The 24,611-nt window shown below is 70.4% G+C and carries 22 protein-coding genes and 1 tRNA gene; 13 read left to right on the plus strand and 10 right to left on the minus strand.

All coding sequences use genetic code 11. The annotated features are described in order from the left end of the window. Nucleotides 1-12: 12 nt before the first annotated feature. From OHB21_RS01765 to OHB21_RS01790, 6 genes are read right to left on the minus strand one after another with little or no spacing between them, the layout of a single operon-like run. On the minus strand, nucleotides 13-1,269 hold the full coding sequence (locus OHB21_RS01765; RefSeq protein ID WP_195125437.1) for a PucR family transcriptional regulator: 1,257 nt from the start codon (nucleotides 1,267-1,269) through the stop codon (nucleotides 13-15). A 26-nt stretch (nucleotides 1,270-1,295) separates the two neighbouring features. After that, entirely contained in the window at nucleotides 1,296-2,546 is a 1,251-nt protein-coding gene (locus OHB21_RS01770; protein WP_067513402.1) for an ABC transporter substrate-binding protein, read from the minus strand. Continuing rightward, the gene (locus tag OHB21_RS01775; RefSeq protein WP_228790573.1) at nucleotides 2,539-3,579 is read right to left on the minus strand and encodes a branched-chain amino acid ABC transporter permease; all 1,041 of its coding nucleotides are present in this window, start codon (nucleotides 3,577-3,579) and stop codon (nucleotides 2,539-2,541) included. The genes OHB21_RS01770 and OHB21_RS01775 overlap by 8 nt, the downstream gene beginning before the upstream one ends. Continuing rightward, complete coding sequence (locus OHB21_RS01780; RefSeq protein WP_232331888.1) at nucleotides 3,576-4,463, minus strand: branched-chain amino acid ABC transporter permease; 888 nt, start codon at nucleotides 4,461-4,463, stop codon at nucleotides 3,576-3,578. Before OHB21_RS01780 ends, OHB21_RS01775 begins: the two co-directional genes overlap by 4 nt. Next, entirely contained in the window at nucleotides 4,460-5,179 is a 720-nt protein-coding gene (locus OHB21_RS01785; protein ID WP_067513400.1) for an ABC transporter ATP-binding protein, read from the minus strand. The genes OHB21_RS01780 and OHB21_RS01785 overlap by 4 nt, the downstream gene beginning before the upstream one ends. Beyond that, a complete protein-coding gene (locus OHB21_RS01790; protein ID WP_195125438.1) occupies nucleotides 5,176-5,937 on the minus strand; it encodes an ABC transporter ATP-binding protein in 762 nt (253 codons plus the stop codon). The genes OHB21_RS01785 and OHB21_RS01790 overlap by 4 nt, the downstream gene beginning before the upstream one ends. A gap of 249 nt (nucleotides 5,938-6,186) precedes the next feature. On the opposite strand from OHB21_RS01790, the gene OHB21_RS01795 reads away from it, so the two are divergent. Continuing rightward, entirely contained in the window at nucleotides 6,187-7,440 is a 1,254-nt protein-coding gene (locus OHB21_RS01795; RefSeq protein WP_084538095.1) for a PucR family transcriptional regulator, read from the plus strand. Nucleotides 7,441-7,577: 137 nt separating this feature from the next. On the opposite strand, the gene fabG is transcribed toward OHB21_RS01795, so the two are convergent. Continuing rightward, nucleotides 7,578-8,348 (minus strand): 3-oxoacyl-ACP reductase FabG, encoded by a 771-nt coding sequence (gene fabG, locus OHB21_RS01800; RefSeq protein WP_228790576.1) that lies wholly within the window; start codon nucleotides 8,346-8,348, stop codon nucleotides 7,578-7,580. A gap of 200 nt (nucleotides 8,349-8,548) precedes the next feature. Between fabG and OHB21_RS01805 the strand changes: the two genes are divergently transcribed. Both OHB21_RS01805 and OHB21_RS01810 read left to right on the plus strand, forming a co-directional pair. After that, entirely contained in the window at nucleotides 8,549-9,220 is a 672-nt protein-coding gene (locus OHB21_RS01805) for a TetR family transcriptional regulator (protein WP_067514295.1), read from the plus strand. Between the two features lie 287 nt (nucleotides 9,221-9,507). Next, nucleotides 9,508-10,785 carry a metallophosphoesterase gene (locus OHB21_RS01810; protein WP_324192053.1) on the plus strand — a complete coding sequence of 426 codons (1,278 nt, stop codon included), beginning with the start codon at nucleotides 9,508-9,510 and terminating at the stop codon, nucleotides 10,783-10,785. 105 nt (nucleotides 10,786-10,890) lie between these two features. Here the strand turns inward: OHB21_RS01810 and OHB21_RS01815 are convergent. Then, nucleotides 10,891-10,965: transfer RNA gene (locus OHB21_RS01815), tRNA-Cys, on the minus strand. Between the two features lie 97 nt (nucleotides 10,966-11,062). Between OHB21_RS01815 and OHB21_RS01820 the strand changes: the two genes are divergently transcribed. The 8 genes from OHB21_RS01820 (at nucleotide 11,063) to OHB21_RS01855 (ending at nucleotide 19,413) form a co-directional block, all read left to right on the plus strand. Continuing rightward, nucleotides 11,063-11,611 (plus strand): MarR family winged helix-turn-helix transcriptional regulator, encoded by a 549-nt coding sequence (locus tag OHB21_RS01820; RefSeq protein ID WP_228790579.1) that lies wholly within the window; start codon nucleotides 11,063-11,065, stop codon nucleotides 11,609-11,611. 126 nt (nucleotides 11,612-11,737) lie between these two features. After that, nucleotides 11,738-12,790, plus strand: coding sequence for an Hsp70 family protein (locus OHB21_RS01825; RefSeq protein WP_067514311.1), 1,053 nt, complete (start codon nucleotides 11,738-11,740; stop codon nucleotides 12,788-12,790). Nucleotides 12,791-12,817: 27 nt separating this feature from the next. Next, nucleotides 12,818-13,774 carry a DUF2157 domain-containing protein gene (locus OHB21_RS01830; RefSeq protein WP_067514298.1) on the plus strand — a complete coding sequence of 319 codons (957 nt, stop codon included), beginning with the start codon at nucleotides 12,818-12,820 and terminating at the stop codon, nucleotides 13,772-13,774. A gap of 204 nt (nucleotides 13,775-13,978) precedes the next feature. Further along, nucleotides 13,979-15,478, plus strand: coding sequence for a CoA-acylating methylmalonate-semialdehyde dehydrogenase (locus OHB21_RS01835; RefSeq protein WP_195125440.1), 1,500 nt, complete (start codon nucleotides 13,979-13,981; stop codon nucleotides 15,476-15,478). A 5-nt stretch (nucleotides 15,479-15,483) separates the two neighbouring features. Continuing rightward, nucleotides 15,484-16,623, plus strand: coding sequence for an acyl-CoA dehydrogenase family protein (locus OHB21_RS01840; RefSeq protein WP_067514300.1), 1,140 nt, complete (start codon nucleotides 15,484-15,486; stop codon nucleotides 16,621-16,623). Further along, nucleotides 16,620-17,705, plus strand: coding sequence for an enoyl-CoA hydratase/isomerase family protein (locus OHB21_RS01845; RefSeq protein ID WP_067514301.1), 1,086 nt, complete (start codon nucleotides 16,620-16,622; stop codon nucleotides 17,703-17,705). Before OHB21_RS01840 ends, OHB21_RS01845 begins: the two co-directional genes overlap by 4 nt. Next, nucleotides 17,702-18,601 (plus strand): 3-hydroxyisobutyrate dehydrogenase, encoded by a 900-nt coding sequence (mmsB, locus tag OHB21_RS01850; protein ID WP_067514302.1) that lies wholly within the window; start codon nucleotides 17,702-17,704, stop codon nucleotides 18,599-18,601. The genes OHB21_RS01845 and mmsB overlap by 4 nt, the downstream gene beginning before the upstream one ends. Next, entirely contained in the window at nucleotides 18,598-19,413 is an 816-nt protein-coding gene (locus tag OHB21_RS01855; protein ID WP_269749376.1) for an enoyl-CoA hydratase, read from the plus strand. Before mmsB ends, OHB21_RS01855 begins: the two co-directional genes overlap by 4 nt. Before the next feature lie 56 nt (nucleotides 19,414-19,469). On the opposite strand, the gene OHB21_RS01860 is transcribed toward OHB21_RS01855, so the two are convergent. Beyond that, on the minus strand, nucleotides 19,470-19,616 hold the full coding sequence (locus OHB21_RS01860) for a hypothetical protein (protein WP_195125441.1): 147 nt from the start codon (nucleotides 19,614-19,616) through the stop codon (nucleotides 19,470-19,472). Nucleotides 19,617-19,802: 186 nt separating this feature from the next. Between OHB21_RS01860 and icmF the strand changes: the two genes are divergently transcribed. Beyond that, on the plus strand, nucleotides 19,803-23,021 hold the full coding sequence (icmF, locus tag OHB21_RS01865) for a fused isobutyryl-CoA mutase/GTPase IcmF (RefSeq protein WP_067514303.1): 3,219 nt from the start codon (nucleotides 19,803-19,805) through the stop codon (nucleotides 23,019-23,021). Nucleotides 23,022-23,046: 25 nt separating this feature from the next. Here the strand turns inward: icmF and OHB21_RS01870 are convergent, their stop codons facing one another. After that, nucleotides 23,047-23,448: a Dabb family protein gene (locus OHB21_RS01870; protein WP_195125442.1), complete on the minus strand. Its 402-nt coding sequence runs from the start codon at nucleotides 23,446-23,448 to the stop codon at nucleotides 23,047-23,049. Between OHB21_RS01870 and OHB21_RS01875 the strand changes: the two genes are divergently transcribed. Continuing rightward, on the plus strand, nucleotides 23,447-24,514 hold the full coding sequence (locus tag OHB21_RS01875; RefSeq protein ID WP_195125443.1) for an amidohydrolase family protein: 1,068 nt from the start codon (nucleotides 23,447-23,449) through the stop codon (nucleotides 24,512-24,514). The two genes, OHB21_RS01870 and OHB21_RS01875, sit on opposite strands and share 2 nt — an antisense overlap. Nucleotides 24,515-24,611: the final 97 nt, after the last annotated feature.

The raw sequence follows: 24,611 nt of genomic DNA on the forward strand, positions 1-24,611 counted from the left end.
CGGCGGGCGGCTCTAGGCCCTGGCCCTGGTCATCTCGACACCGGCTTCGGCGTTGCGGTAGCTGCGCGCCACCAGGGCGGCGCGCAGGTACCACAGCCCGGAGGACTGCGCCGGATCCAAGCCGGTGAGCTGGGCGATGCGCCGGAGCCGGTAGTCGATGGTGTTGGCGTGCAGGCCCAGAGTGCGGGCGGTGCGCTGCCTGCTGAGGTCGTTGCCGAGGTGCAGCCGCAGGGTTTCCAGCAGTTCCGGCCGGTCGTCGAGCGGATCGAGGACTTCGCCCAGGCGTTCGCGGCCCGGCCCCGGCCTGGTGAGCTGGTATTCGACCACCAAGTCGTCGAAGCGGTAGAGGCCGGGGGCGTTGCGCAGCCGCTGCACCATGTCCAGCAGTTCGTGCGCCCGTTCGGCCGCCTCCGGGATGTCGGGGGTCTCGGCCTCCAGCACGGTCGCGGTGAGTGGCACCTGCGCCGCCGAGGACAGCCCTCGGACCAACTCGTCCAATACCTCCGGCGTCACACCGGCCGCAGGCAGCAGCACCGTGCCCCCGCCGGTGCCGAGCAGTGAGAGGGCGCGTCCCGAGCAGCGCACCGCCAGTTCGGATTGCACCCGCCGCAGCTTGCGCCGCGCGACCACTTGGTCGACGCGGCTCAGCTGTTCGTCGGGGTGCTTCGGAATGTCCATCGCGAGAATGAAATACGAGTCCGCGATGGCGATGCCGCCCGCGCGAACCATCGGTGCCGCGGGCTGCCCGGCGAGCAGTGCGGAGGCCACGGTGTGCACGGCCGCGTGGTGCTCGGCCACCGCGGCGCGATGTTCGCGCACGTAGGAGTCGGCGAAGGCGGCGTCGACGACGGATTGGCAGGCCAGCAGCCTGCGCACGGTCTCGACCAGGCGCGCGAGGTCCGCCGGCGCCGCCGCGTCGAGCACCAGGTCCAGGCCGATCCGGAACCCTTCGTGCACCGCGCGGTGGATGACGTCGATCGGTATCCCCTCGCGCGCCCAGTCCGCGCCCGCCCGGCGCACGCGCTCCAGCTTCTCGGCGGTGTCGTAGCCCTCCAGCGCCCCCTGCACGAACTCGAGGCAGGCCCTGGTCACCGCCGTGATCTCGCCGCGCAGCACATCGCCCGGCAGCACCCCGCAGGGCGCGAACTTCTCCGCGAAACGTTCGACCAGGCGATACGCCAGACCGCGCGTGTCGCGCAATGGATCCGAGATCGGAACGGCGGCGAGGGTTTTCACGGGCGCACCGAGGGTGGACGGCTGACTGATCATGCGCGGCTCCGGCATTCGGTTCTGGATCATTCGGCGGTGTCGATCAGTTCGCCGGTGAGCACCCAGCGATCTCCCTCGAATCGCTGGATGCGCATGGCCTCCATCGGGAACCCGTCACCGGGCCCGGTGCGCAGCGTCACACCGGGCTGCAACAGGCCGATCTCGACGTCGGACAGGTTGCGCACGGCGTCGCGCAACCCCTCCCGCGTGGGGCAGGTCGCCGACTCCATCGCCTTGTGGAAGCTCTCCGCGGCGGCCCAGCCGACGGAGGTGTACTGGTCGGCCGGATCGGCGTCCGGCGCGTAGGCGGCGAGTTTCTCCTTGTAGAGCCGCATGCCGGGATCGTCGTTCCATTGCGGGTCGGCGGGGTCCTTGCTGAAGGCGGCGCTCACCACGCCCTGCACGTTGGCGAAGCCGACGGGTTCGAGCACGGTGCGCGAGTTGGCCACCATGGACACGATGTGCAGCGGATTCCACCCGGGGTCGCGAGCGTCGGCGGCGAGCGCCTGCGAGGCGAACTTCGGCGTCGAGAAGTTCAGCAGCACATCGGCTTTCGAGGTGGCGAGATTGCGCAGCTGCGGATCGACGGTCGGATCGGTCACCGCGTAGCTCTGCTCTGCGACGATGCGGATATCGCTGTCGCGCACCGACTCCCGGAAGCTGTCGAGCAGGTCCTTGCCGAAGTCGTCGTTCTGGTAGAGCACCGCGACCGTCGCGCCGGGGCGGTGCGTGCGCACGTATTCGGCGAAGGCGCGCCCCTCGGCGCGGTAGCTCGGCTGCCAGCCGATCGTCCACGGATGATCGGTGTCGGCGCCCCATTTCGTCGCACCGCCTGCGACGAACACGTGCGGGACCTCCTGCTGGCCGACGTAATCCCAGACGGCCGAGGAGGTGGGCGTGCCGAGGGTCTGGAAGAGCGCGAACACCCGGTCCTGCTCGACCAGCCTGCGGGTCTCCTCGACCGTCTTCGGCGGCTGGTAGCCGTCGTCACGCACGAGGTATTCGACCTGGCGGCCTGCGACGCCGCCGCGCTCGGCGTTCACGTAATCGAAGTACGCCCGAACGCCTTTGGGCATCTCCCCGTACGCCGACGCCGGTCCCGAGAGCGGATAGACCCCACCCAGTTTGATGGTGGTGTCGGTGATGCCCGTGACCTGCTGACCCCGGCAGTCGCCCGAGCCGAGTGTGTCCGCGCCCTCGCCGCGTCCGCCGCACGCGGTGGCGGTCAGCAGCACCGCCGCGGCCAGCATGCCGGCCCTGATCACCTTGTCAAGCATTGTCTTTGCCTTTCCGGAGAAGAAACCCGACCCGGCGCGTGAGGCGCTCGGCGAGCCCGGCGAGCCCGCCCGGCGCGAGATACATGACCGCGATGATCGACAGCCCGAACACGACGCCGGGCGCGGCCTGGTTGACGTCCTGGGCGAACCCGGGCACGTACATCACGAAGAATCCGCCGAGCACCGGTCCCCAGAGCGAACCGAGCCCGCCGACCACCAGCCCGGCCAGCAGTGTGATCGACAGCGTGACGGCGAACGAGTCGGGCGAGACGTAGGCGATGACCCAGGTGTAGACGCAACCCGCGACACCGGCGAGCATGGCGCTCCAGGCGAACGCCAGCGTCTTGTAGTGCGCCGCGCGTACGCCCATGACTTCGGCCGCGGTCTCGTTGTCGCGAATGGCGTTGAGCGCCCGGCCCACTCGCGACCGCCGCACACCGGCGACCACGACCACCCCGGCCAGGGCGACGACGAGGGCGAGCAAGTACAGCCACTGGTCCTCGGCGAGCCCGGTCCACGCGGGCGGGCTCGGCTTGTCGAGCGTGAGCCCCATGGACCCACCGGTGACGGACTCGAATCGCTTGAGCAGCGGCACCAGGAAGATCGCGATGGACAGCGTCACCAGCGCGAGATACAGCCCGCGCAGCCGCAGCGCGGGCACGCCCAGGGCGAACCCCAGCACGAAGGTCACCACAGCCGCGACGGGAATGGTCAAGGCGTAGTGCGTATCCCAGCGATCCATCATGACGGCCGCGGTGTAGGCGCCGATCGCGAGGAACGCGCCGTGCCCGAGCGAGATCTGACCGGCCTGGCCCACCAGCAGGTTCAGCCCGAGCAGCGCGGTGACGTACACCAGCGCCATGGCGAGCTGGAAAGTGTGGAACGGGGTGAGCTGGAACGGCGCGACACACGCTGCGGCCAGGAGCAGCCCGATCAGTAGAAGCTGTTTACGGGCCAACAGCCCGGACAATAGTGAGTTCCGCTCGACTGCCGGGACTTCCGGTGTGGGAGTGGTGGTGACCATCTCACTCATACCCGCTCCACCGCCGCCCGTCCGAACAGTCCCTGCGGGCGCATCAGCAGGACGGCGAGGATGATCGCCAACGGCACACCAATTTTCAGTTCGGTGCCGATGACGTCGACGTAGGCGCCCGTGAGGGTTTCCGCGACGCCGACGATCAACCCGCCCACCACGGCGCCGACCGGACTGTCGAATCCGCCGAGCGTGGCCGCGGCGAAGGCGTAGATCAGGACGCCCGCCATCATGTTCGGCTCGAGGAACAGCAGCGGCGCCGACAGCACCCCCGACACCGCGCCGACCAGGGCGGCCAGACCCCAGCCGAGGCCGAGCACAGCACCCACCCGGATGCCGACGAGCTCGGCCGACTGCGGATTACACGCCACCGCGCGCATCGCCAAGCCGATCCCGGTGTAGCGGAACAACACGTAGAGGCAGGCCATGACGATCGACACGACGGCGATAACGCCCAGACTGCCCCAGCCCACGGTCACCCCGCCCGCGCGGAAAGCGCCGTCCGGGAAGGGATTCGGGAAGGCCTTGACCTGGTAGGACCAGATCCAGCCCGCCGCGGCGTGCACCGCGAAGAACAGGCCGACGGTCACGATCACCACGGTCAGCTCCGACCCGCCCTCGACCGGCCGGATGACCACCCGTTCGATGAGCATTCCGGCGACGAACGACACCGCCAGCGTCACGGGCAGCGCGACCCAGAACGGCAGCCCCGCCTCGGTGCACTGCCAGGCCAGGAACGCCGAGAACATGGCCAGCTCGCCCTGGGCGAAATTCACGATGCCGGTGAACCGGTAGATGAGCACCAGCGCCAGCGCGAGCCCCGCGTAGAGGGCGCCCGCGCCGATCCCTTCGATGACCTGCTGTAGGAATCCGGCCACGGTCACACCCGGTATCCGAGGTAGGACTCCGCGACCTTGTTGTCGCGGCGGATGTCGGCGGCGGTGCCCGACAACACGATCCGCCCGGTCTCGAGCACGTGCGCGCGATGGGAGATGCCGAGCGCGAGATGCGCGTTCTGTTCGACCAAGATCACGGTGATCCGTTCCTCCTTGTTGATGGCGCCGACGATGTCGAACAGCTCTCTGGTCACCAGCGGCGACAGGCCGAGGGACGGTTCGTCCAGCAGCAGCAGGCGCGGGCGCAGCATGAGGGCGCGGCCGATGGCCAGCATCTGCTGCTGGCCGCCCGACAGCCCGCCCGCGGGTTCGCGCAGCTTCTCTTTCAGCACGGGGAAGAAGTCGAAGACGCGCAGCAGATCCGCCGCCGAGCGCACCCGATCGCGCCGGGTGTAGGCACCGAGGCGCAGGTTCTCCTCGACGGTGAGCGGGGCGAAGGTGCCGCGCCCCTCGGGTACGTGGGCGACACCCATCCTGGCGATGGATTCCGTTTTGCGCCTGGCGATGTCGACGTCGTCGAACTCGATGGAGCCCTCAGTGCGCACCATGCCGCTGAGCGCGCGCAGGAGCGTGGATTTGCCCGCGCCGTTGGGGCCGAGGATCGCGCAGATCTCGCCCCGCGCCACGGTGAAGCTCAGACCGTGCAGCACTCGAGCGTCGCCGTAGCCCGCGCGCAGATCGGTGACGGCGAGGAACGCGGTCATGCGGCGGTGCCCAGGTAGGCGGCGACCACGTCGGGGTGGCGTTGCACGTATTCCGGTGCGCCCTCGGCGATCACGCTCCCCCGGTCCAGGCAGACCACGCGGTCGCAGGTGCCCATCACGAATCCCATGTGGTGTTCCACCACGAGCACCGTCAGCCCGAGGTCGGCGCGCAGGGCCGCGAGCCGGGCGGCGAATTCGTCCACCTCGCCGTGGCTGAGGCCGTTGACCGGCTCGTCCAGCAACAACAGGCGCGGGCGCACGGCCAGCGCCCTGGCCAGCTCGACCCGCTTGAGCGTGCCGAACGGCAGTCCCGCGGCCGGATGGTCGGCCACCTCGACGAGGTCGAGCCGCGCCAGCACCTCCTCGACCTCGGCGCGCAACGCGCGTTCCTGCCGGCGCACGCGCGAGAGCCACAACCCGGCCGTGCCGAACCCCGCGCCGCCGCGATGGTGCGCACCGACGAGCACGTTGTCGCGCACCGACATGCGCGGGAACAAGCCGAGATTCTGGAACGTGCGGGCGATGCCGATCCCGGCCAGCGCGTGCGGAAGGATCGTGAGCAGGTCGGTGCCGTCGAAGACCACGGCCCCGTGGTCCGGGGTGTAGCGGCGGGTCACGCAGTTGAACAGGGTGGTCTTGCCCGCGCCGTTCGGGCCGATCAGGCCGACCATCTCGCCCGCGGCGACCGCGACGCCGACGTCGGAGAGGGCGGAGATGCCGCCGAAGCGCAGCGTCAGACGGGATATCTCGAGCAGCATGTGTCCTCCGGCCCGCGTCCGAGACGTGGGAGCGGGCGTACCTGGGGCCGTCGGCGCGACAGCGCCGGGTGAATGGGACACGGTCAGCGTAAAATCGCAGCTCGGGGGCCACATCGGACGCCGAGGACCATTTTCGCCGCGCCGGTTTGTCCACGGCGGACAGTGCGCGGGCGACCAACGGCGTGTTGACACACCGGCCGGTCCATGGATAAATCGCCGGGTATGTCAGCCGGATCACACCGGGGTCCGGTGTCGGAGACGATGCTGGCCGAGCGCACCAGAATCGTCGGCGAGGTGTTCGATCACGCCCACGACATGGCCGATGCCGGCCTGCGGGCGATCATCGCCCAGATCCCGGCCTACGCCGACCGCGACGAGGTATTCCTCGCCGACGTGCACGACCAGCTGACCCGGCTGTGCCGGACGGGGCTGGCGGCCCTGCTCGACCATCGTAAGATCACCGCCGACGACGTCGCCTACGCCCGCCACGCGGCGGCCCGGCGCGCGCAGGCCGGGCTGACCCTGGTCGACTACATCAACGCCTTCCGGCTCGGCCAGCACGCGATGTGGCAGTCGCTGATGAACTACGCGGGCGCATCGGAGGCGGGCCGGGAGGCCGCGCTGTCCATGGTCGTACCGCTCACCCGGTACTGCGATCTGATCAGCACGCAGGCCGCGAACGCGTATCTCGAGTTCCAGCAATACCTTTCGGAGGAAGCCGGACGCGACGCCCGGGAGCTGGTGGAGACGCTGCTCGACGGCGCGTTCCCCGAACGCGGGCCGCAGTACGCCACCGCAGCCGCGCACGGCCTCGGCACCGACGAACCGGGGACGATGGTGGTGGTGACCGGCCGGGTTCTCGACGCCACCGACAGCACCCGACACCAGGTGTCGGCGGCGATCGCGCGCACGGGCGTGAACGGCCTGCGCACGCTCTCGGTGGTGCGGGGCGGGGAGATCGTCGCGATCCCGGCGCTCGGGCGCAACGGCTCGGCCGAGGACCTGTGCGACCGGCTGCGCGACACGGGGGACAGGCTGCGCGCCGAGGGCGTCACCGTGGCGCTGGGTGTGAGCACCGTGGCGGCCGAGGCCGCCCAGCTGCCCGCCGCCTACCAGGAGGCGCGCGGGGCGCTGGACCTGCTGCCGCAGGCCGGGGGCGTGCTGGCGCTGCCCACGCTGACGCCACTGCGCTACCTGATGCTGCGCGCCGACGACACGGCTCGCCGGTTGGTCGACACCCGTATCGGCGCCGCCCTGGCCGACGACCTCGCGCGCGGCGGGATGCTCACCGCCACCGTGCGGGCCTTCGCCGAGGCCGATATGAACCTGCGCGCGGCCGCGGAACACCTTCGCGTGCACCACAATACGGCCAAGTACCGGGTGCGCCGCATCCAGGAACTCACGGGCCGCGACGTGCGCCGCGTCGCGGACCTGGTGGAACTGCTCGTCGCGATCGACCTGCTCGCGCCACCCGGCGCTACGTCCACACGTCCTTCGCGATGATCATCGTCACCGCACCGGCGCCGTCGTGGCTGTGCCTCGGTTGTCGGCGTAGCGGCGCGCGATCAAGTACTCGGTGACGGCTCTGGCTCCGGAACGCTTCGTGATCAGGGTCGAAAACTGTTCTGCGCACGGGGGTCTCAGAGACGGCGTCCGCCGTCGGCGTAGAGGGTCTGGCCGGTGACGAACGCGGCGTCGTCAGAAGCGAAGAAGGCCACCACGTTCGCGATGTCCTCGGGCTCGCCGACCCGCCGCAGCGGCGTGATCTCGGCGGTCTTCGCCTGCAACTCCTCCGCCGTGAGGCCGAGGCGGGCGGCGGTCCGCGCGGTCATCTCGGTGGCGATGAATCCGGGCGCCACGGCGTTGACGGTGATGCCGAACGGACCGAGTTCCATGGCCAGGGTCCGGGTCAGGCCTTGGATGCCCGCCTTGGCGGCGGCGTAGTTGACCTGGCCGCGGTTGCCGAGCGCCGAGACGCTCGAGGTGTTGACGATCCGGCCGTAGCCCTGGTCGACCATGGACCGCTGCGCGGCGCGGCAGCACAGGAACGCGCCGCGCAGGTGCACGGCCAGGACCGTGTCCCAGTCGTCGGCCGACATCTTGAACAGCAGGTTGTCGCGCAGCACGCCCGCGTTATTGACCAGGATGTTCACCGGCCCCAGCGCGTCGGCGGCGCGCTCGAACGCGACGGCGACCTGGTCCTCGTCGGTGATGTCGCAGCCGAGCCCGAACGCCGTGCCACCCGCGGCGGCGATCTCGTGGGCGCGCTCGGCGCAGGCGGCTTCGTCCAGGTCGGCCAGCGCGACCGCGACGCCGTCGGCGGCCAGGCGGGCGGCCACGGCGGCGCCGATGCCCCGGGCCGCGCCCGTCACCAGCGCGACACGGCGCCGGTCGATGTCATTGCCGGACAACGTAGTTCACTCCCTCGTGGTCGGGTCCGAGAGCGCGGCCGAATCCGGTGGAAGAACTCCGGCGATATTCGCGGCGGCCCGAAACCGTACGGCGTTAGGTTATGGTCGAGCACGCTATCCTAACGATGTTCGGTAAACAAGCGGTCCGGCCCCCGGTGCTGGGTTCGACCGGGTCCGGTGACGCGAGGAGGAGATGGGCGATGGCGAGGCCGCGCGTGCCCCTGCTGAGCCGCGACCGCATTCGCGCGGCGGCGCTGGCGCTCATCGACCGCGACGGTCTCACCGAGCTGTCCATGCGCAAGCTGGCCGCCGAACTAGGGGTGCGGGCCGCCTCGCTCTACGGGCACTACCCCACCAAGGACGACCTGCTCGACGACATCGCGCGCGAGATCATGAGCCACGTGGACGCGTCCGCGTTCGAGGGCGGCGCCTGGCGGGCGGCGCTGGCGTCCTGGGCGCGCTCGTTCCGGGCGGCGCTGGCCGCACATCCGAATTTCGTTCCGTACCTGGCCACTTCCGGCCCCGGACACCGCGACGGGGCGCTGCGCGCCGCGAACGCCGTGCACGGCGGACTGGTCCGCGCGGGCTGGCCGCCGCGCCGCGCGACCATGATCGGCGCGGCCACGCGGTACCTCGTGCTCGGTTCGACGGTCGGTTCGTTCTCGCGCGGTTTCGCCGACGACGCCGACCTCTACCGGGACCGCTACCCCCACCTCGACCGGGCGCATCTGCTGCGCGAGAAGGCCGACGAAATCGACGCGGAGAGCTTCGAACTCGGCCTCACGGCGTTCCTCGACGGTCTGGAGACCCAGTTCGCCGCACTGGGGAAACGCCGGGCCCGGCGGCGCGCCACCCCCGACGCCGCGCGCTGATCATCGGAAGCCGTTCAGTCCTCGGGGAATCCGACGGCGAAGCCGATGGCGATGATGACGCTGCTGACGATCGAGAGGGGCACGAGGGTCCACATGGCGGTCACGGTACGGCAACGACGCGCCAGGGGGTCGCGGTTTCGGCGGATGCGGGGTGTTCATTCGGTTCGGTTACCCTCGCCGGCATGAACTGCTGCGGGGTATCGCGGAGGTCGGTGCTGGGCGCGGTCGCCGGGCTCGCGGTGGGAGCCGCGGCCGGGGTGGGTTCGGCTCGGGGGCAAGGCGTTCCGGTGGTGGCGACGGATATCGAGGTCGTCACGGTGACCGACACCTCGGCGGTGCTGACCTGGACGACCAGCGCGAACGGGCAGCCGGTGGCGACCGGGACCGAAGTGCGGCTCGGACCGGCCGACGCGCAGGGAGCCCCGCCGCAGGTGTTCGAGGATCCCGAGCCGACGCCGTTCCACTACGCGGAGATCGACGGGCTGGAGCCGGGGCGGCGATACAAGTTCGAGGCGTGGTCGCAGGGTGCGCGCGCCACGCCGGCCGCGTCGCTGGTGACGGGATCGCCCGGCACACCGGAAGTCACGGGTGAGTTCACCACGTTGGTGCCGCCTGCGGGCCGGTTGCTGCGCACCATCGCGCTGGCCAACGACGTGCACTACGGCGAGGAGGTCAGCGGCCTGCTCGTGGGCGGATTCCCGCCCGGGTTCCGGCAAGTGCCGCAGCTGCCGCCGTACCCGGACGTCATGCTCGACGCGCTGCTGGGCGACGCCCGCACCCGCGGGGTGGACACGCTTATCGTCGCCGGCGACCTCACCGATGAGGCGCGCCCCGGCGAAACCCGTTCCGTCCGCGAGAAACTCGACACCTGGGGCACGCTCGGCCGCGACTGGTTCGCGGTGCGCGGCAACCACGACCGCCCGCACCGGGGCGAGGAGTACGCGGCCTGCGCGCCGCTCGGCGAGTACCGCGACTGCTTCGGCGATCTCTTCGCGCCCCGTCAGCAGTTGGTGACGGCGGAACTGGGTGGGTTGCGCCTCGTCGGCCTCGACACCGCCGATCTGGACGGCGCGGGCGGACGCATGGACCCCGCGCAACTCGACCACCTCGACCAGATCCTGCGCGCCGACCCGGATCGCCCGACGTTGATGTTCAGCCACCACCCGGTGACCACCGAGTCGGGGCTCACGAACATCGCGGGCCCCGGCTTCGTGCTCGACGGCCCGTCGGCGACCGCCCTTCAGCGCACCTACGAGCGCGCACCCGGCGTCTTCCTGCACCACAGCGGCCACACCCACCGGAATCGCCGCACCCGGCCCGACGCGCCCATCGCCGTCGAGTTCCTGGAGGTGGCGGCGGTGAAGGAGTACCCCGGCGGCTACGGGCTGCTGCGGATCTACGAGGGCGGCTACATGGTGAACTTCCACAAGACCCGCACCGCGCACGCCCGCCAGTGGAGCGCCACCACGCGCGGCCAATACTTCGGGTTCCTGCCGGAATACGCGCTCGGCACGTTCGCCGACCGCAATCACGTTGTGGCGCGGGATTTCTCGGGTCTGCGCTGAGAACAACCCACCCCCGCAGGCCTTTTCGACAGGGAAATCCGCCGGCACTCCGATCCGGAAGTGGCGGTGTCCGGACCGGGGCACCGGCGGACGGCGCACCCTTACTGGAGCGAGCGGCGGGAATTGAACCCGCGTAAACGGCTTTGCAGACCGTTGCCTCAACCACTCAGCCACGCCCGCCTCACCACCGAGAATGGTGCAACTCGGGCACGCGCGCCAGGGTTGCGCTCACCATGATCGAAAGGGCCCGGCGCGCGCTCGTGCGATGATCTGGGGCATGTCCCGGCCACGACCGCTCCCGCTGGACCCGATCGAGGAGGCCCACCGCCAGTGGGTCGGCCACGGCTGGGGCGATGTCGCCGACGGAATGGCGGCCGTGACGTCGCTGGTCCGCGCCCAGCAGATCGTGATGGCGCGGGTGGACGAGGCGCTCAAACCGACGGGCCTGACCTTCTCCCGCTACGAACTGCTCATGCTGCTGAGCTTCAGCAAGACCGGCGCGCTGCCGATGGCCAAGGCGAGCGCACGGTTGCAGGTGCACCCGACGAGCGTCACCAACACCGTCGACCGGCTGGAGGCGGCCGGATTGGTGGTGCGCGTGCCGCATCCGAGCGACCGCCGCGCCACGCTCATCGAGATCACCGACGCCGGAAGGGAATTGGTGGCCGAGGCGACCGAGCAGCTGAACGCGAAGGTGTTCGCCCAGCCCGGCCTGCCGTCGGACCGGCTGCACACCCTGCTGCAGCTGCTGGCGGAATTCCGCCACGCGGCGGGTGACTTCGACGCCGGGGGCGAACCGGCCCACTGGCGCGCCGAACGCCGCTGAGCCCGCCATACCGGACGGTCCGATACGCCTCGCGCGCGTCCATCGGGTAACACTCCGGCATCCTCCGGGCGAATTCGCGGCGGCGTCGCCTTGGCAGCGCGGGCGAAAGGGTCCACCATGGAGTCCATGGTGCTGGTCCTGGGGGTATCGGCGGGCGCTGGCGGCGCGCGTGCGATGTTGACGCATTCCGATCAGCCGCATCTCCCTGCCATCGACCGGTGCCACGTGCCCCGCCGCGCCGGCGGCAGCGTCGAGGAGGCCGTGTTCGACGCCATCCGCCGGATGCGCGCCAGCGCCGAGCGCCGCGACGAGATCATCACCGGCACGGCCGTGACCTGCCGCTGCCCTCTACATGCCGACGCGATCCGCGCCGCGGCCGGCCGCGAGCGGATCACCATCGTCGACGAACCCCTCGCCCAGCTGCGCTACCTGCGATTCACCGGACAGCTGCCCGATCGCGGAACGGTCATCCTCTACGACCTCGGCGCGTCGGGGCTCACCGTCACCCACGCCGACTGCCACACCGACGCCATCCTGTCCGGTAAGCGCAGTACCGTCCTGGGCGGCGACGGTTACGACGCGCTGCTGCGCTGGCAACTGGCCCGCGACGGCGTGCTCACCGACCGGGTGACCAGCCGCAGGCACCGCGAGGCGCTGAGCAGCGCGCGCGTGGTGACGGCGCTCGATCCCGGCTCGGGCGGGCGCGCGGTGGTCACCCGCAGCGATCTGGCCGAGCTGTGCGCGGCGGGCATCCACCATTCGGCCTCGTTCGTGCGGCAGCTCATCGAGGAGACGGGCGTGCGGCCGCAGGCGCTGGTGCTGCTCGGCGGGTGCACCCGCAGCCCCAGCGTGCGGGCCGAATTGGCCGAGCTCATCGATCTGCCGGTGGTGTACGACCCGGAACCGGAGTACGTGTCGGCGCGCGGCGCGGTGCTGCTGGCCGCCGAACGCACGTCGGGAGTGGTGCGGATGGCGCGGTTGCGGGCGGGCGCGGGCCTGCCGGGACTGTCGCCGTCGCACGCCGGGCGGCGCAAGGTGGTCGCCGCTGTCGCCGTCACCGCGGCATTGGGCGCGACCGTCGCGGGACTGCTCGCCGTCGAGCGGACGCCCGCCGCACCGCCCGGCGGCGGCACGCCGACCCAGTTCGAGGTCGGCACGCCGGGCTTCTCGGGCAACTGAGACCCCCGTCTTCGCCATACTGAGCCGATGGCGCACGAACGACGCGTGGAGGCCGCGCTGCGGCGGTTGACCGACGACGGCGTCCTCGGCGAGGACCAGCGCGCGGCCGTGCTCGCCGCCCTCGCGGCCGAGGAGGACGCGGCCCGGCCGACGCCGGGCAAACTGGTCGCCGAGATCGCGGCGTACGTGGGCGCGGGCCTGGTGCTCGGCGGCGTGCTGCTGTTCCTCGCCGCGTCCTGGGACGATCTCGCCCGCGCCGGACGCGTGGCGGTGCTGGCCGTGGTGACGATCGGGCTCATCGGCGGTGGCGTGGCGCTGGCCGGCCGGGACGCGTTGTTCGGCCGTGCCTTCACCTCGACCGTGCGCACGCGGCTGGCCGCGGTGCTGTTCGCCTTGGCGGCGGCCGCGGTGGCGGGGGCCGTCGGGGCCGGTCTGGACGATTCGGGCAACGACACGTCGTGGGTGATCGCGGTGAGCGCGGGGCTGGTGGCGGCCGTGATCGGCTACCTGGCGATCCCGTCGGTGGTGGGCATGCTGGCCTGCGCGGGTTTCTCGGTGGCGGTCGCGAGCGGGCTGGTCGGCGACGTGTTCGGTCTGCGCGACCCGGGGCACGGGGTGGCGCTGTTCGTGCTCGGGCTCGTCTGGTTCGCGCTGACCAGGGCGGACGCGTTCATCGAGGACTGGGCGGGGTACGCCATCGCGGTCGTGGTCTCGGTGGTCGGCGCGCAGATGGCGTGGACGAACGATCTGCTGCTCACCGTCGCGTTGACCGGCGTGGTCGCCGTGGTCTGCTTCGCCCTCTACGCCACCGACCGCTCCCCCGTGCTCATGATCGGCGGCGCGGGGTCGGTCGCGCTGGCCGTCGCACAACTGATCGCCGAGCACACCGACGGCCTGCTCGGACCGGTCCTGTTGCTGCTGGTCGGGGCCGTGGTGCTCACGACGGGCGCGATCGTGCTGACCCGCTCGTCCCGGTCGGAGTAGATCCGCGCCTCGCGTCGGCTCCGGGCGGATCATGACCGATCACCGGGGTGAAGGGCCGCCCGTGCGGGGCGCGATCTCCGGGTTCCCGCCGCACTGACCTCCCAGTGGGATGGGTCACATTCGGCCCCCGCCCATTATTTACTTGGATGTCCAACTATAGGATGACCGCATACCGGGGCGGCATCGACGAACAGAAGGGCTGACATGGTTCGGGAACTCACACACTTCATCGGTGGACAGCACGTGGCGGGCGCGTCGGGCGCGTTCGGCGACGTGTTCGACCCCAATCTCGGCCAGGTGCAGGCGCGGGTGCCGCTGGCGAACAAGGCCGAGGTCGAGGCGGCCATCACCAACGCGGCCGAGGCGCAGCAGGTCTGGGCGGCCTACAACCCGCAGCGGCGGGCGCGGGTGCTGATGAAGTTCCTGACGCTGGTGCAGGACGAGATCGACAGCCTCGCCGCGCTGCTGTCGTCCGAGCACGGCAAGACCCTCGCCGACGCCAAGGGCGACATCCAGCGCGGCCTCGAGGTGATCGAGTTCGCCACCGGCATCCCGCACCTGCTCAAGGGCGAGTACACCGAGAGCGCGGGCACCGGCATCGACGTCTACTCCATGCGCCAGCCGCTGGGCGTGGTCGCGGGCATCACGCCGTTCAACTTCCCCGCCATGATCCCGCTCTGGAAGGCCGGTCCCGCGCTGGCGTGCGGAAACGCCTTCGTGCTCAAGCCTTCCGAGCGCGACCCCTCGGTGCCGCTGCGGCTGGCCGAGCTCTTCCTCGAGGCCGGTCTGCCCGCCGGCGTGTTCAACGTGGTCAACGGCGACAAGGAAGCCGTCGACACCCTGCTGCACGATCCCCGGATCAAGGCGGTCGGCTTCGTCGGCTCCACCCCGATCGCGCAGTACATCTACGAAACCGCCACCGCGAACGGCAAGCGCGCCCAGTGTTTCGGCGGCGCGAAGAACCACGCGATCGTCATGCCCGACGCCGATCTCGACGACGTGGCCGACCAATTGATCGGCGCCGGTTACGGTTCCGCGGGCGAGCGCTGCATGGCCATCTCGGTGGCGGTGCCCGTCGGCGAGGAGACCGCCGACCGGCTGGTCGCCAAGCTCACCGAGCGGGTGCACAAGCTCAACGTGGGCCGCTCCGACGATCCTGGCGCCGATTTCGGCCCGCTGGTCGGCAAGGACGGCGTGGACCGGGTGAACAACTACGTCCAGATCGGCATCGATGAGGGGGCCGAGCTGGTGGTGGACGGGCGCGGCCTGACCGTCGAGGGCGCCGAGGACGGCTACTTCGTGGGCGCGACCCTGTTCGACAAGGTCACCGCCGACATGCGGATCTACCGGGAGGAGATCTTCGGCCCGGTGGTGAGCGTGGTCCGCGCGAAGGACTACGAGGAGGGCCTGCGCCTGGCCAACGAGCACGAATACGGCAACGGCGTCGCGATTTTCACGCGCGACGGCGACACCGCCCGCGACTTCGCGGCCCGCGTGGAGGTCGGTATGGTCGGCATCAACGTGCCCATCCCGGTGCCGATCGCGTACTACACCTTCGGCGGCTGGAAGCGCTCCGGGTTCGGCGATCTGAACCAGCACGGCCCGGACTCGATCCGCTTCTACACCAAGACCAAGACGGTGACGCAGCGCTGGCCCGCGGGGCTGAAGGAATCCAACGCGTTCGTCATCCCGACGATGGAATGAGCCCGATGTTCACCTTGAACGACGACGAGCGCGCGATCCGCGACACCGCGCGCCAGTTCGCCGACGAATTCCTGGCGCCGCACGCGCTGGAATGGGATGAGCAGAAACACTTTCCGGTCGACGTGCTGCGCAAGGCGGGCCCGCTCGGGCTCGGCGGCATCTACGTCGGCGAGGACGTGGGCGGCTCGGGGCTGCGCAGGCTCGACGCCGCGCGCATCTTCGAGCAGCTGGCGACCGGGTGTCCGTCGATCGCGGCCTACATCTCCATCCACAACATGGCCGCCTGGATGATCGACGCCTACGGCACGCCCGAGCAGCGGGAACGCTGGCTGCCCGGCCTCACGGCGATGGAACTGCTGGGCAGCTACGCGCTCACCGAGCCGGGCGTCGGCTCGGACGCGGCGGCGTTGCGCACCAAGGCCGTGCGCGACGGGGACGACTACGTCCTCACCGGGGCCAAGCAGTTCATCTCCGGCGCGGGCGCCAACGACGTCTACGTCATGATGGTGCGCACGGGAGACGAAGGGGCGCGCGGTATTTCGGCGTTCATCGTGCCCGCCGACACTCCCGGACTGACGGTGGGGCCGAACGAGCGCAAGATGGGCTGGAACGCCCAGCCCACGCGCCAGGTGATCTTGGAGGACGCCCGCGTGCCCGCGGCCAACCTGCTGGGCGGCGCGGGCGAGGGCTTCCGCATCGCCATGAACGGCCTCAACGGCGGCAGGCTCAATATCGCGGCCTGCTCGGTGGGCGGGGCGCAGGCCGCGCTCGACAAGACCGTGCCGTACCTGGCCGGGCGGCACGCGTTCGGCGCGCCGCTGCTGAAGAACCAGGCGTTGCAATTCGAACTGGCCGATATGCGCACGGAATTGGAGGCGGCCCGCACGCTGCTGTGGCGGGCGGCGGCCGCGCTGGACGCGGACGCCCCCGACAAGGTCGAGTTGTGCGCCATGGCCAAGCGTTTCGCCACCGACGCCGGGTTCGAGGTCGCCAACAAGGCCCTGCAATTGCACGGCGGCTACGGTTACCTGGCCGAATACGGCTTGGAGAAGATCGTCCGGGATCTGCGTGTGCACCAGATCCTCGAGGGCACCAACGAGATCATGCGGGTGGTCGTCGCCCGCTCGGTCGTAGGAGCAGCATGAGCAGCGAACCCGAAGTCCTCATCGACAAGCGCGGCGGCCTCGGGCTGATCACGCTGAACCGGCCCAAGGCCATCAACGCGTTGAATCATCCGATGGCGCTGGCCATTTCCGAGGCGCTGCGCGCCTGGGCGGACGATCCCGACGTGCGCACCGTCGTGGTCACCGGCGCCGGTGAGCGCGGCCTGTGCGCGGGCGGCGATATCGTCGCGATCTACCACGACGCCAAGGCGAGCGCGAACGACGGTGCGACGGGCGCGGATTCGCCGTCGGGCCGGTTCTGGCGCGACGAGTACGTGCTCAACGCGCTCATCGCCCGCTACCCCAAGCCCTACGTCGTGGTGATGGACGGCATCGTGATGGGCGGCGGTGTCGGGCTGTCGGGGCACGGCAGCCACCGCATCGTCACCGAGCGCTCGAAGATCGGGATGCCCGAGGTCGGTATCGGTTTCATCCCCGATGTGGGCGGCACCTATCTGCTCTCGCGCGCGCCGGGTGAGATCGGCACCCACGTCGCGCTCACCACGGCGCGGATGACGGCGGGCGACGCGATCGCGACCGGTTTCGCCGACTACTACGTGGAATCCCAGCACATTCCGGCGCTGATCGAGACGCTGGCGACCGAGACCGCCGAGGTGGCCATCGGCAAATTCGCCACGGCCGCACCGGAATCCGCGCTGCTCGCCCAGGCGGGCTGGATCGACGCCTGCTACGGCGCCGACACCGTGGAGGAGATCGTCGCCCGGCTGCGCGCCCACGACGCGGCCGACGCCCAGCGCGCCGCCGACGACATCCTCGCCAAATCCCCGGTGGCGCTGAAGGTCACGCTGCGCTCGCTGCGCAACGCCCGCGCGCTGCCCGCCCTCGAACCGGTGCTCGACGAGGAGTACCGGGCTTCGGTGGCCGCGCTCGCCTCGCACGACCTGGTGGAGGGCATCCGGGCGCAGGTGATCGACAAGGACCGCGACCCGAAGTGGAATCCGGCCACCCTCGCCGAGGTGACCGAGGATCAGGTGGCGGCGTACTTCGCCGGGCTCGGCGACTCGGAACTCGGACTCGCGGCACCGGAGGCGCAGCAGCCATGACCAAGAAGATCGGTTTCCTCGGACTCGGCCACATGGGCGCGCCCATGGCGGCCAACCTGGTGAAGGCGGGCTACGACGTGCTCGCCTACGACCCGGTGCCCGCCGCCCAGGAGCAGGCGCGCGCGGACGGTGCGACCGTGGTGGACACCGCCGCGGCCGCCACGGCGGGCCGCGAGATCGTGATCACCATGTTGCCCAACGGCAAACTCGTCCTCGACGTGTACGCCGAACTGCTGCCGGCCGCCGCGCCGGGCACGCTGTTCATCGACTGCTCCACCATCGACGTGGCCGACGCCAAGGAGGCCGCCACCCGCGCGGTCGCGGCCGGGCATCGCGCCCTGGACGCCCCGGTCTCCGGCGGTGTCGCGGGCGCGGCCGCGGGCACGCTGACGTTCATGGTCGGCGGTGCGGCGGAGGATTTCGCCGCCGGGCTGCCGGTGCTGGAGGTGATGGGCGGCAAGGTGGTGCACTGCGGCGACGCGGGCGTGGGCCAGGCCGCCAAGATCTGCAATAACATGCTGCTCGGCATCTCGATGGTCGCGCTCTCCGAGGCGCTGGTGCTCGGAGAGAAGCTGGGCCTGAGCCACCAGTCCTTCTTCGACGTGGTGTCCACCGCGTCGGGCCAGAGCTGGGCGCTGACCAGTTACTGTCCAGTGCCGGGTCCGGTCCCGACCAGCCCCGCGAACAACGACTACCAGCCGGGATTCGCCACCGCGCTGATGACCAAGGACCTCGGCCTGGCCGCGAACGCGTTGCGCGCCAACGGCGTCGACGGGCAGCTCGGCGCGCTGGCCGCCGAGATCTACACGCGGTTCAACCAGGAGAATGCGGGCAAGGACTTCTCCGCTATCGTCACCGATGTTCGTAACCGTTCCGAGCACGAGGTGGACCAGTGACTGCATCGCACAGCGATTCCGTGGACGAGCCGGGCGGGCGCACCTTCGAGACGATCCTGCTGGAGCGCAAGGGCCGGGTCGCCTGGATCACGCTGAACCGGCCGAAGGCTCTCAACGCGCTCAACGCCCAGGTCCTCGACGACGTGATCGCCGCGCTCGACGAGCTCGAGACCGACGACGGGATCGGCGCGGTGGTCATTACCGGCTCGGAGCGCGCGTTCGCGGCCGGCGCCGATATCAAGGAGATGCAGCCGCAGTCGTACATGGACATGTTCATGAACGACTTCTTCGCGCGCTGGGACCGGCTGGCGAACTTCCGCAAGCCCACCATCGCCGCGGTGGCGGGCTACGCGCTGGGCGGCGGCTGTGAGCTGGCCATGATCTGCGACATCCTGCTGGCCGCCGATACCGCCAAGTTCGGCCAGCCCGAGATCAAGCTCGGCGTCATCCCCGGCATCGGCGGCTCGCAGCGCCTGACCCGCGCCATCGGCAAGGCCAAGGCGATGGATCTGGTGCTGACCGGACGGAACATGGACGTCGAGGAGGCCGAGCGGGCCGGGCTGGTCTCGCGGATCGTGCCCGCCGCCGAACTGCTCGACACCGCGCAGGAGGTGGCCGAGACCATCGCCTCGATGTCGCTGCCGGTCGCCATGATCGCCAAGGAGTCGGTGAACCGCTCCTTCGAGACCACGCTCGCCGAGGGCCTGCGTTTCGAGCGGCGGGTCTTCCACTCGCTGTTCGCCATCGAAGACCAGAAGGAGGGCATGACCGCCTTCGTGGAGAAGCGCCCGGCGAAGTTCACCAACCGCTGACCGCGCGCACCGGCGCGTGCCGCACCCACCCGGTGCGGCACGCGCCGTTCGTGTTCTCAGCCCAGTCCACCGCCCACGGCCAGCCACTCCACACCGAGCAGCGGTATCCCGCCCACGCTCAGCTTCGGCAGCACCCGCCGGGTGCGGTCGGCCTTCGTCCGCCGGCCGCGCGGTGCACATCCGCGTGCGATTCGAACGCTCATCGGCGCTACCTCCACGGGGGGATCGGTCCCGCCGTCCATTGGAGCGCGGCTGTGACCGCGCGTCGCGGGTTTCACTCGCCCCGAACACAACCGTTGCGCGGCGGTTTCCCACACTGTGATGCCGGTCACCGTAGAATGGTTTGACGTCCTAGTATTGGGCGTTGAAGGACTCATCGGAGGGTTCCCGTGGCCGATCACAGCGCGCTCCACTCCCCCGTCCGCGCCGTGCGCTTCGTGACCTCGGCGGCGCTGTTCGACGGCCACGACGCGGCGATCAACATCATGCGGCGCATCCTGCAATCCCAGGGCGCGGAGGTGATCCACCTCGGCCACAACCGGGCCGTGCACGAAGTGGTAGCCGCCGCCATCGAGGAGGACGTGCAGGGCGTCGCGGTCAGCTCGTATCAGGGCGGGCATGTGGAGTACTTCGAGTACCTGGCCGCGGCGTTGAAAGAGGCGGGCGCGGGGCACGTCCGGATCTTCGGCGGCGGCGGTGGGGTGATCGTGCCCGAGGAGATCGAGCGCCTCGCCGCGGCGGGCGTGCGGATCTTCTCCCCCGAGGACGGCCAGCGGCTCGGATTGCCCGGCATGATCAACGAATTGGTGCGCACGTGCGATGTGGACCTGTCCACCGAGCCGCCCGCGCTGGATGCGGTACTCACCGGGGAGCGGGCGGCGTTGGCGCGGGCCATCACCTGTCTGCAACAGGACGCGCTCCCTGATCCGGCGCGCGACGGTCTGCTCGGCGCGGCGCGGTCGCGGCGGGTGCCCGTACTCGGCATCACCGGCACCGGCGGGTCCGGAAAGTCCTCGCTCACCGACGAATTGATTCGCCGGCTGCGTTCGGACCAGCAGGACAAGCTCCGCGTCGCGGTGCTCGCCATCGACCCCACGCGCCGGCGCGGCGGCGGCGCGCTGCTGGGCGATCGCATCCGGATGAACGCGCTCGACGGCGCGCACGTCTTCTTCCGGTCCCTGGCCACGCGCGGGAATCGTGAACTGCCACAGGACCTCGACACGATGGTCGCCGCCTGCCGGGCCGCCGGGTACGACCTGGTGATCCTGGAGACGCCGGGCATCGGTCAGGGCGATACGGCGATCGTGGACCACGTGGACGTGTCGCTGTACGTGATGACGCCGGAGTTCGGCGCGGCCTCCCAGCTCGAGAAGATCGACATGCTCGACTACGCCGACGTGGTGGCGATCAACAAGTTCGAGCGCCGGGGCGCGGCCGACGCGGTGCGCGACGTGTCACGCCAACTGGTGCGCAACCGCGAGGCGTTCGGCGCGAACCCCGAGGACATGCCCGTCTTCGGCACCAGCGCCGCCACTTTCAACGACGACGGCGTGACGGCGCTCTACCAGCATCTCGTCGCGCTGCTCGCCGAGCACGGCCTGCGCGTGGAGCCCGGCACGCTGCCCAGGGTCGACACCCGTACCTCGACCCGGTTCGCGCAGCTCATCCCGCCGGCGCGCACCCGCTACCTGGCCGAAATCGCCGAAACCGTGCGCGATTACCACCGCGCGACCGCCGAGCAGGCTCGGGCGGCGCAGCGCGTGCAGCGACTCGAGCAGGTGCTGGCCGAGCTGCCCGGCGACACCGCCGTGGCCGAGCTGCTGGAGGCGGCGCGGCGCGATCTGACTCCCGAGAACGCCGACCTCCTGGCGCGGTGGCCGTCGGTGGTCGAGTCCTACAGCGGTGACGAGCAAGTGGTTCGCTTGCGCGACAAGGAGATTCGCACGCCGCTGCGCCGGGAGTCGCTGTCCGGCAGCGGCATCGCGCGGGTCGCGCTGCCGCGCTACACCGACCACGGGGAACTGCTGCGCTTCCTGCGCGCGGAGAACCTGCCCGGCCGATTCCCGTTCACGGCGGGGGTGTTCGCGTTCAAGCGCGACAACGAGGACCCGGCCCGCATGTTCGCCGGGGAGGGCGATCCGTTCCGCACCAACCGGCGTTTCAAGGTGCTCTCCGAACACGCCGAGGCGACAAGGCTTTCCACCGCGTTCGACTCCGTCACGCTGTACGGGCGCGATCCCGACGAGCGGCCCGACATCTACGGCAAGGTGGGCACCTCGGGCGTCTCGGTGGCGTCGCTGGACGATATGAAGGCGCTCTACGACGGTTTCGACCTCACGGCGCCCACCACGTCGGTGTCGATGACGATCAACGGTCCCGCCCCGACAATCCTGGCGTATTTTCTCAACACCGCCATCGACCAAGCGCTGGAACGCTTCTCGGCCGAGCACGGGCGCGAACCGACACAAGAGGAGGCCGCCGAGGTCCGGGCCCGCACGCTGGCGACCGTGCGCGGGACGGTACAGGCCGACATCCTCAAGGAGGACCAGGGCCAGAACACCTGCCTCTTCTCCACCGAGTTCAGCTTGCGCATGATGGCCGATATCCAGGAGTGGTTCGTGCGCAACGGTGTTCGCAACTTCTATTCCGTCTCGATCTCCGGCTATCACATCGCGGAGGCCGGCGCGAACCCGATCAGCCAGCTCGCCTTCACCCTCGCCAACGGATTCACCTACGTGGAGGCCTATCTCGCGCGCGGGATGCGCATCGACGACTTCGCGCCGAATCTCTCCTTCTTCTTCTCCAACGGCATGGACCCGGAGTACTCGGTGATCGGCCGGGTGGCGCGGCGCATCTGGGCGATCGCCCTGCGCGACCGGTACGGGGCGAACGAGCGCTCGCAGAAGCTCAAGTACCACATCCAGACCTCGGGGCGGTCCCTGCACGCGCAGGAGATGAACTTCAACGACATCCGCACCACGCTCCAGGCGCTGATCGCGGTGTACGACAACTGCAACAGCCTGCACACCAACGCCTATGACGAGGCCGTCACCACGCCCACCGAGGATTCGGTGCGCCGCGCGCTGGCCATCCAGCTCATCATCAACCGCGAGTGGGGGTTGGCGATGAACGAGAATCCGTTGCAGGGCAGCTTCCTCATCGACGAACTCACCGACCTGGTGGAGGAGGCGGTGCTGTGCGAGTTCGAGCGGATCAGTGAGCGCGGCGGCGTGCTCGGCGCCATGGAGACCGGCTACCAGCGCGGCAAGATCCAGGACGAGTCCCTGCTGTACGAGCGCCGCAAGCACGACGGCAGCCTGCCGATCATCGGCGTCAACACCTTCCGCAATCCGCACGGCGAGCCGGACCGCAAGCTCGAACTGGCCCGCGCCACAGCGGAAGAGAAACAATCTCAGCTGCGCCGGGTGCGCGAATTCCGTGACCGCCACCGCGACGCGGCACATGCGGCGCTGGCCCGGCTCGACGCCGTCGCCCGCACCGACGACAACATCTTCGACGTCCTGATGGACGCCGCGCGCGTCTGCACCCTCCAGCAGATCACCGAGACGTTCTTCACCGTCGGCGGACAGTACCGCCGCAACGTATGAACCGCGCCCGGAAATCCCTGGCGCGTCAGAAGATTCGGACTTCAGGGATGGAGTCCATGAGCGGGGCCCATTCCGGGTACTTCGCGAGCTTGGCTTCGTGCAGCGCGCCGATCTTGGCCAGCAGGTCCGGATCGGGGTCGTCGGTGATGGCGGGACCGACCCGCATCCGGCCGTAGTAGGGCAGGATCTCGGGATCGCCCGCCAGGTGGACGGGGTCGTAGAGGTAGCGCTCGAGCGCGTCGAGATCGTCGAACGCGACGACCAACCCGTGCGTGTAGCCCTCCTCCGGGGCGCCGAGTCCCCGGCCGACCGCGCCGCGATCGCCGCGGCGGCGGTGCGCACCTTCCTGTGCGCCTGCGGGCCCGAACACACCGGCCGGTGAATCCGCCCTCGCGCGGGCGGCGCGGCGTGTGACAATCGCGCCCATGGACGACCTGGGCGACCTTCGCGTCATCGATGCGCACATCCACCAGTGGGACCCGCTGACGACGCCGCGCGATTTCAGCACGCTGGCCCGGATGTTCCGGTACCTGCCGCTGCCGCTCGACCTCGTCGCGCACCTCGCCCCGCGCCGCGACCGCGAATTCGTCGGTGACCCAACGGCTTATATGCATCCCTACCTGCCCGCCGACTACCGCACCGACGCGGGCACGGTGCCCGTGGACGCGATCGTGCACATCGAGGTGGAGTGGACGGGCGCGAAGGCCGACGAGACCCGCTGGGTGGAGAGCCTGCCGTTCGGCATCGACACACCCCGGCTGGGCGCGGTGATCGGCTCGGCCGACCCGTCCGCCGACGGTTTCGCGGCGCTGCTGGACGCGCACCGGTCGGCCTCGCCGGTGTTCCGCGGCATCCGCACCATGATCGCCCGGCACCCGGACCCCGACGTGCGCTCCTTCGACCACGCCGAGGGCGGGCTCACCTCGCCGCGCTTCCTGGACGGGTTCGCCGAACTCGCCGAGCGCGGACTCTCGTTCGAGGCGTGGGTGTACTCGCATCAGCTACCCGACGTGACCGCCCTGGCCCGCCGCTACCCCGAGGTCACCATCGTGCTGAACCACCTCGCCACACCGGCCGGGCTGTTCGGCAAGGTCGGCAAACACACCGGCGCCAACCCCGGCGAGCGGCGAAAGCTGTTCCTGCGCTGGCGCGACGACCTCAGCGCGCTGGCCGAGCACCCGAACGCGGTGGCCAAAGTGAGCGGGTTGACCATGCCGATCCTCGGCCACCCGGTACCGCCGCGCGGCACGCCGACGCCGGTTTCCGAACTGGTGGACCGGATCGGGCCGATGATCGCGCACGCCTACGACGTGTTCGGTGCCGAGCGGCTGCTGTGGGGCTCCAATTTCCCGGTGGACCGGCCGATCACCTCGGTGGGCAACAGCGTGCGAGCTGTCGCGGAGTCGCTCACGAACCAGGGCGCCGAGCTCGACGACCTGGTGCGGGTCTTCCGCGAGACGGCGCGCCGGGTGTACCGCGTCGAGCCGGAGTAGCCCGCCGGGGCCGTTGACAACGCCCGACCCGCCGCGCCTAATTGAGGGCAGGTGCTGCCACACCGCGTGGACCGCTCCGCGCGCGGCGGGCATCGGG

This window comes from Nocardia puris, assembly GCF_036051655.1.
Taxonomy (GTDB): Bacteria; Actinomycetota; Actinomycetes; order Mycobacteriales; family Mycobacteriaceae; genus Nocardia; species Nocardia puris.

Excerpts from the sequence above, each read along its gene's own strand:
- OHB21_RS01805 (WP_067514295.1), top strand. The coding sequence starts at position 8,549 with ATGGCGAGGCCGCGCGTGCCCCTGCTGAGCCGCGACCGCATTCGCGCG.
- OHB21_RS01825 (WP_067514311.1), top strand. The coding sequence starts at position 11,738 with ATGGTGCTGGTCCTGGGGGTATCGGCGGGCGCTGGCGGCGCGCGTGCG.
- OHB21_RS01820 (WP_228790579.1), top strand. The coding sequence starts at position 11,063 with ATGTCCCGGCCACGACCGCTCCCGCTGGACCCGATCGAGGAGGCCCAC.
- OHB21_RS01775 (WP_228790573.1), bottom strand. The coding sequence starts at position 3,579 with ATGAGTGAGATGGTCACCACCACTCCCACACCGGAAGTCCCGGCAGTC.
- OHB21_RS01785 (WP_067513400.1), bottom strand. The coding sequence starts at position 5,179 with ATGACCGCGTTCCTCGCCGTCACCGATCTGCGCGCGGGCTACGGCGAC.
- OHB21_RS01870 (WP_195125442.1), bottom strand. The coding sequence starts at position 23,448 with ATGGGCGCGATTGTCACACGCCGCGCCGCCCGCGCGAGGGCGGATTCA.
- OHB21_RS01840 (WP_067514300.1), top strand. The coding sequence starts at position 15,484 with ATGTTCACCTTGAACGACGACGAGCGCGCGATCCGCGACACCGCGCGC.
- OHB21_RS01790 (WP_195125438.1), bottom strand. The coding sequence starts at position 5,937 with ATGCTGCTCGAGATATCCCGTCTGACGCTGCGCTTCGGCGGCATCTCC.
- OHB21_RS01835 (WP_195125440.1), top strand. The coding sequence starts at position 13,979 with ATGGTTCGGGAACTCACACACTTCATCGGTGGACAGCACGTGGCGGGC.
- OHB21_RS01770 (WP_067513402.1), bottom strand. The coding sequence starts at position 2,546 with ATGCTTGACAAGGTGATCAGGGCCGGCATGCTGGCCGCGGCGGTGCTG.
- OHB21_RS01860 (WP_195125441.1), bottom strand. The coding sequence starts at position 19,616 with ATGAGCGTTCGAATCGCACGCGGATGTGCACCGCGCGGCCGGCGGACG.
- OHB21_RS01875 (WP_195125443.1), top strand. The coding sequence starts at position 23,447 with ATGGACGACCTGGGCGACCTTCGCGTCATCGATGCGCACATCCACCAG.
- OHB21_RS01845 (WP_067514301.1), top strand. The coding sequence starts at position 16,620 with ATGAGCAGCGAACCCGAAGTCCTCATCGACAAGCGCGGCGGCCTCGGG.
- OHB21_RS01830 (WP_067514298.1), top strand. The coding sequence starts at position 12,818 with ATGGCGCACGAACGACGCGTGGAGGCCGCGCTGCGGCGGTTGACCGAC.
- mmsB (WP_067514302.1), top strand. The coding sequence starts at position 17,702 with ATGACCAAGAAGATCGGTTTCCTCGGACTCGGCCACATGGGCGCGCCC.
- OHB21_RS01765 (WP_195125437.1), bottom strand. The coding sequence starts at position 1,269 with ATGATCAGTCAGCCGTCCACCCTCGGTGCGCCCGTGAAAACCCTCGCC.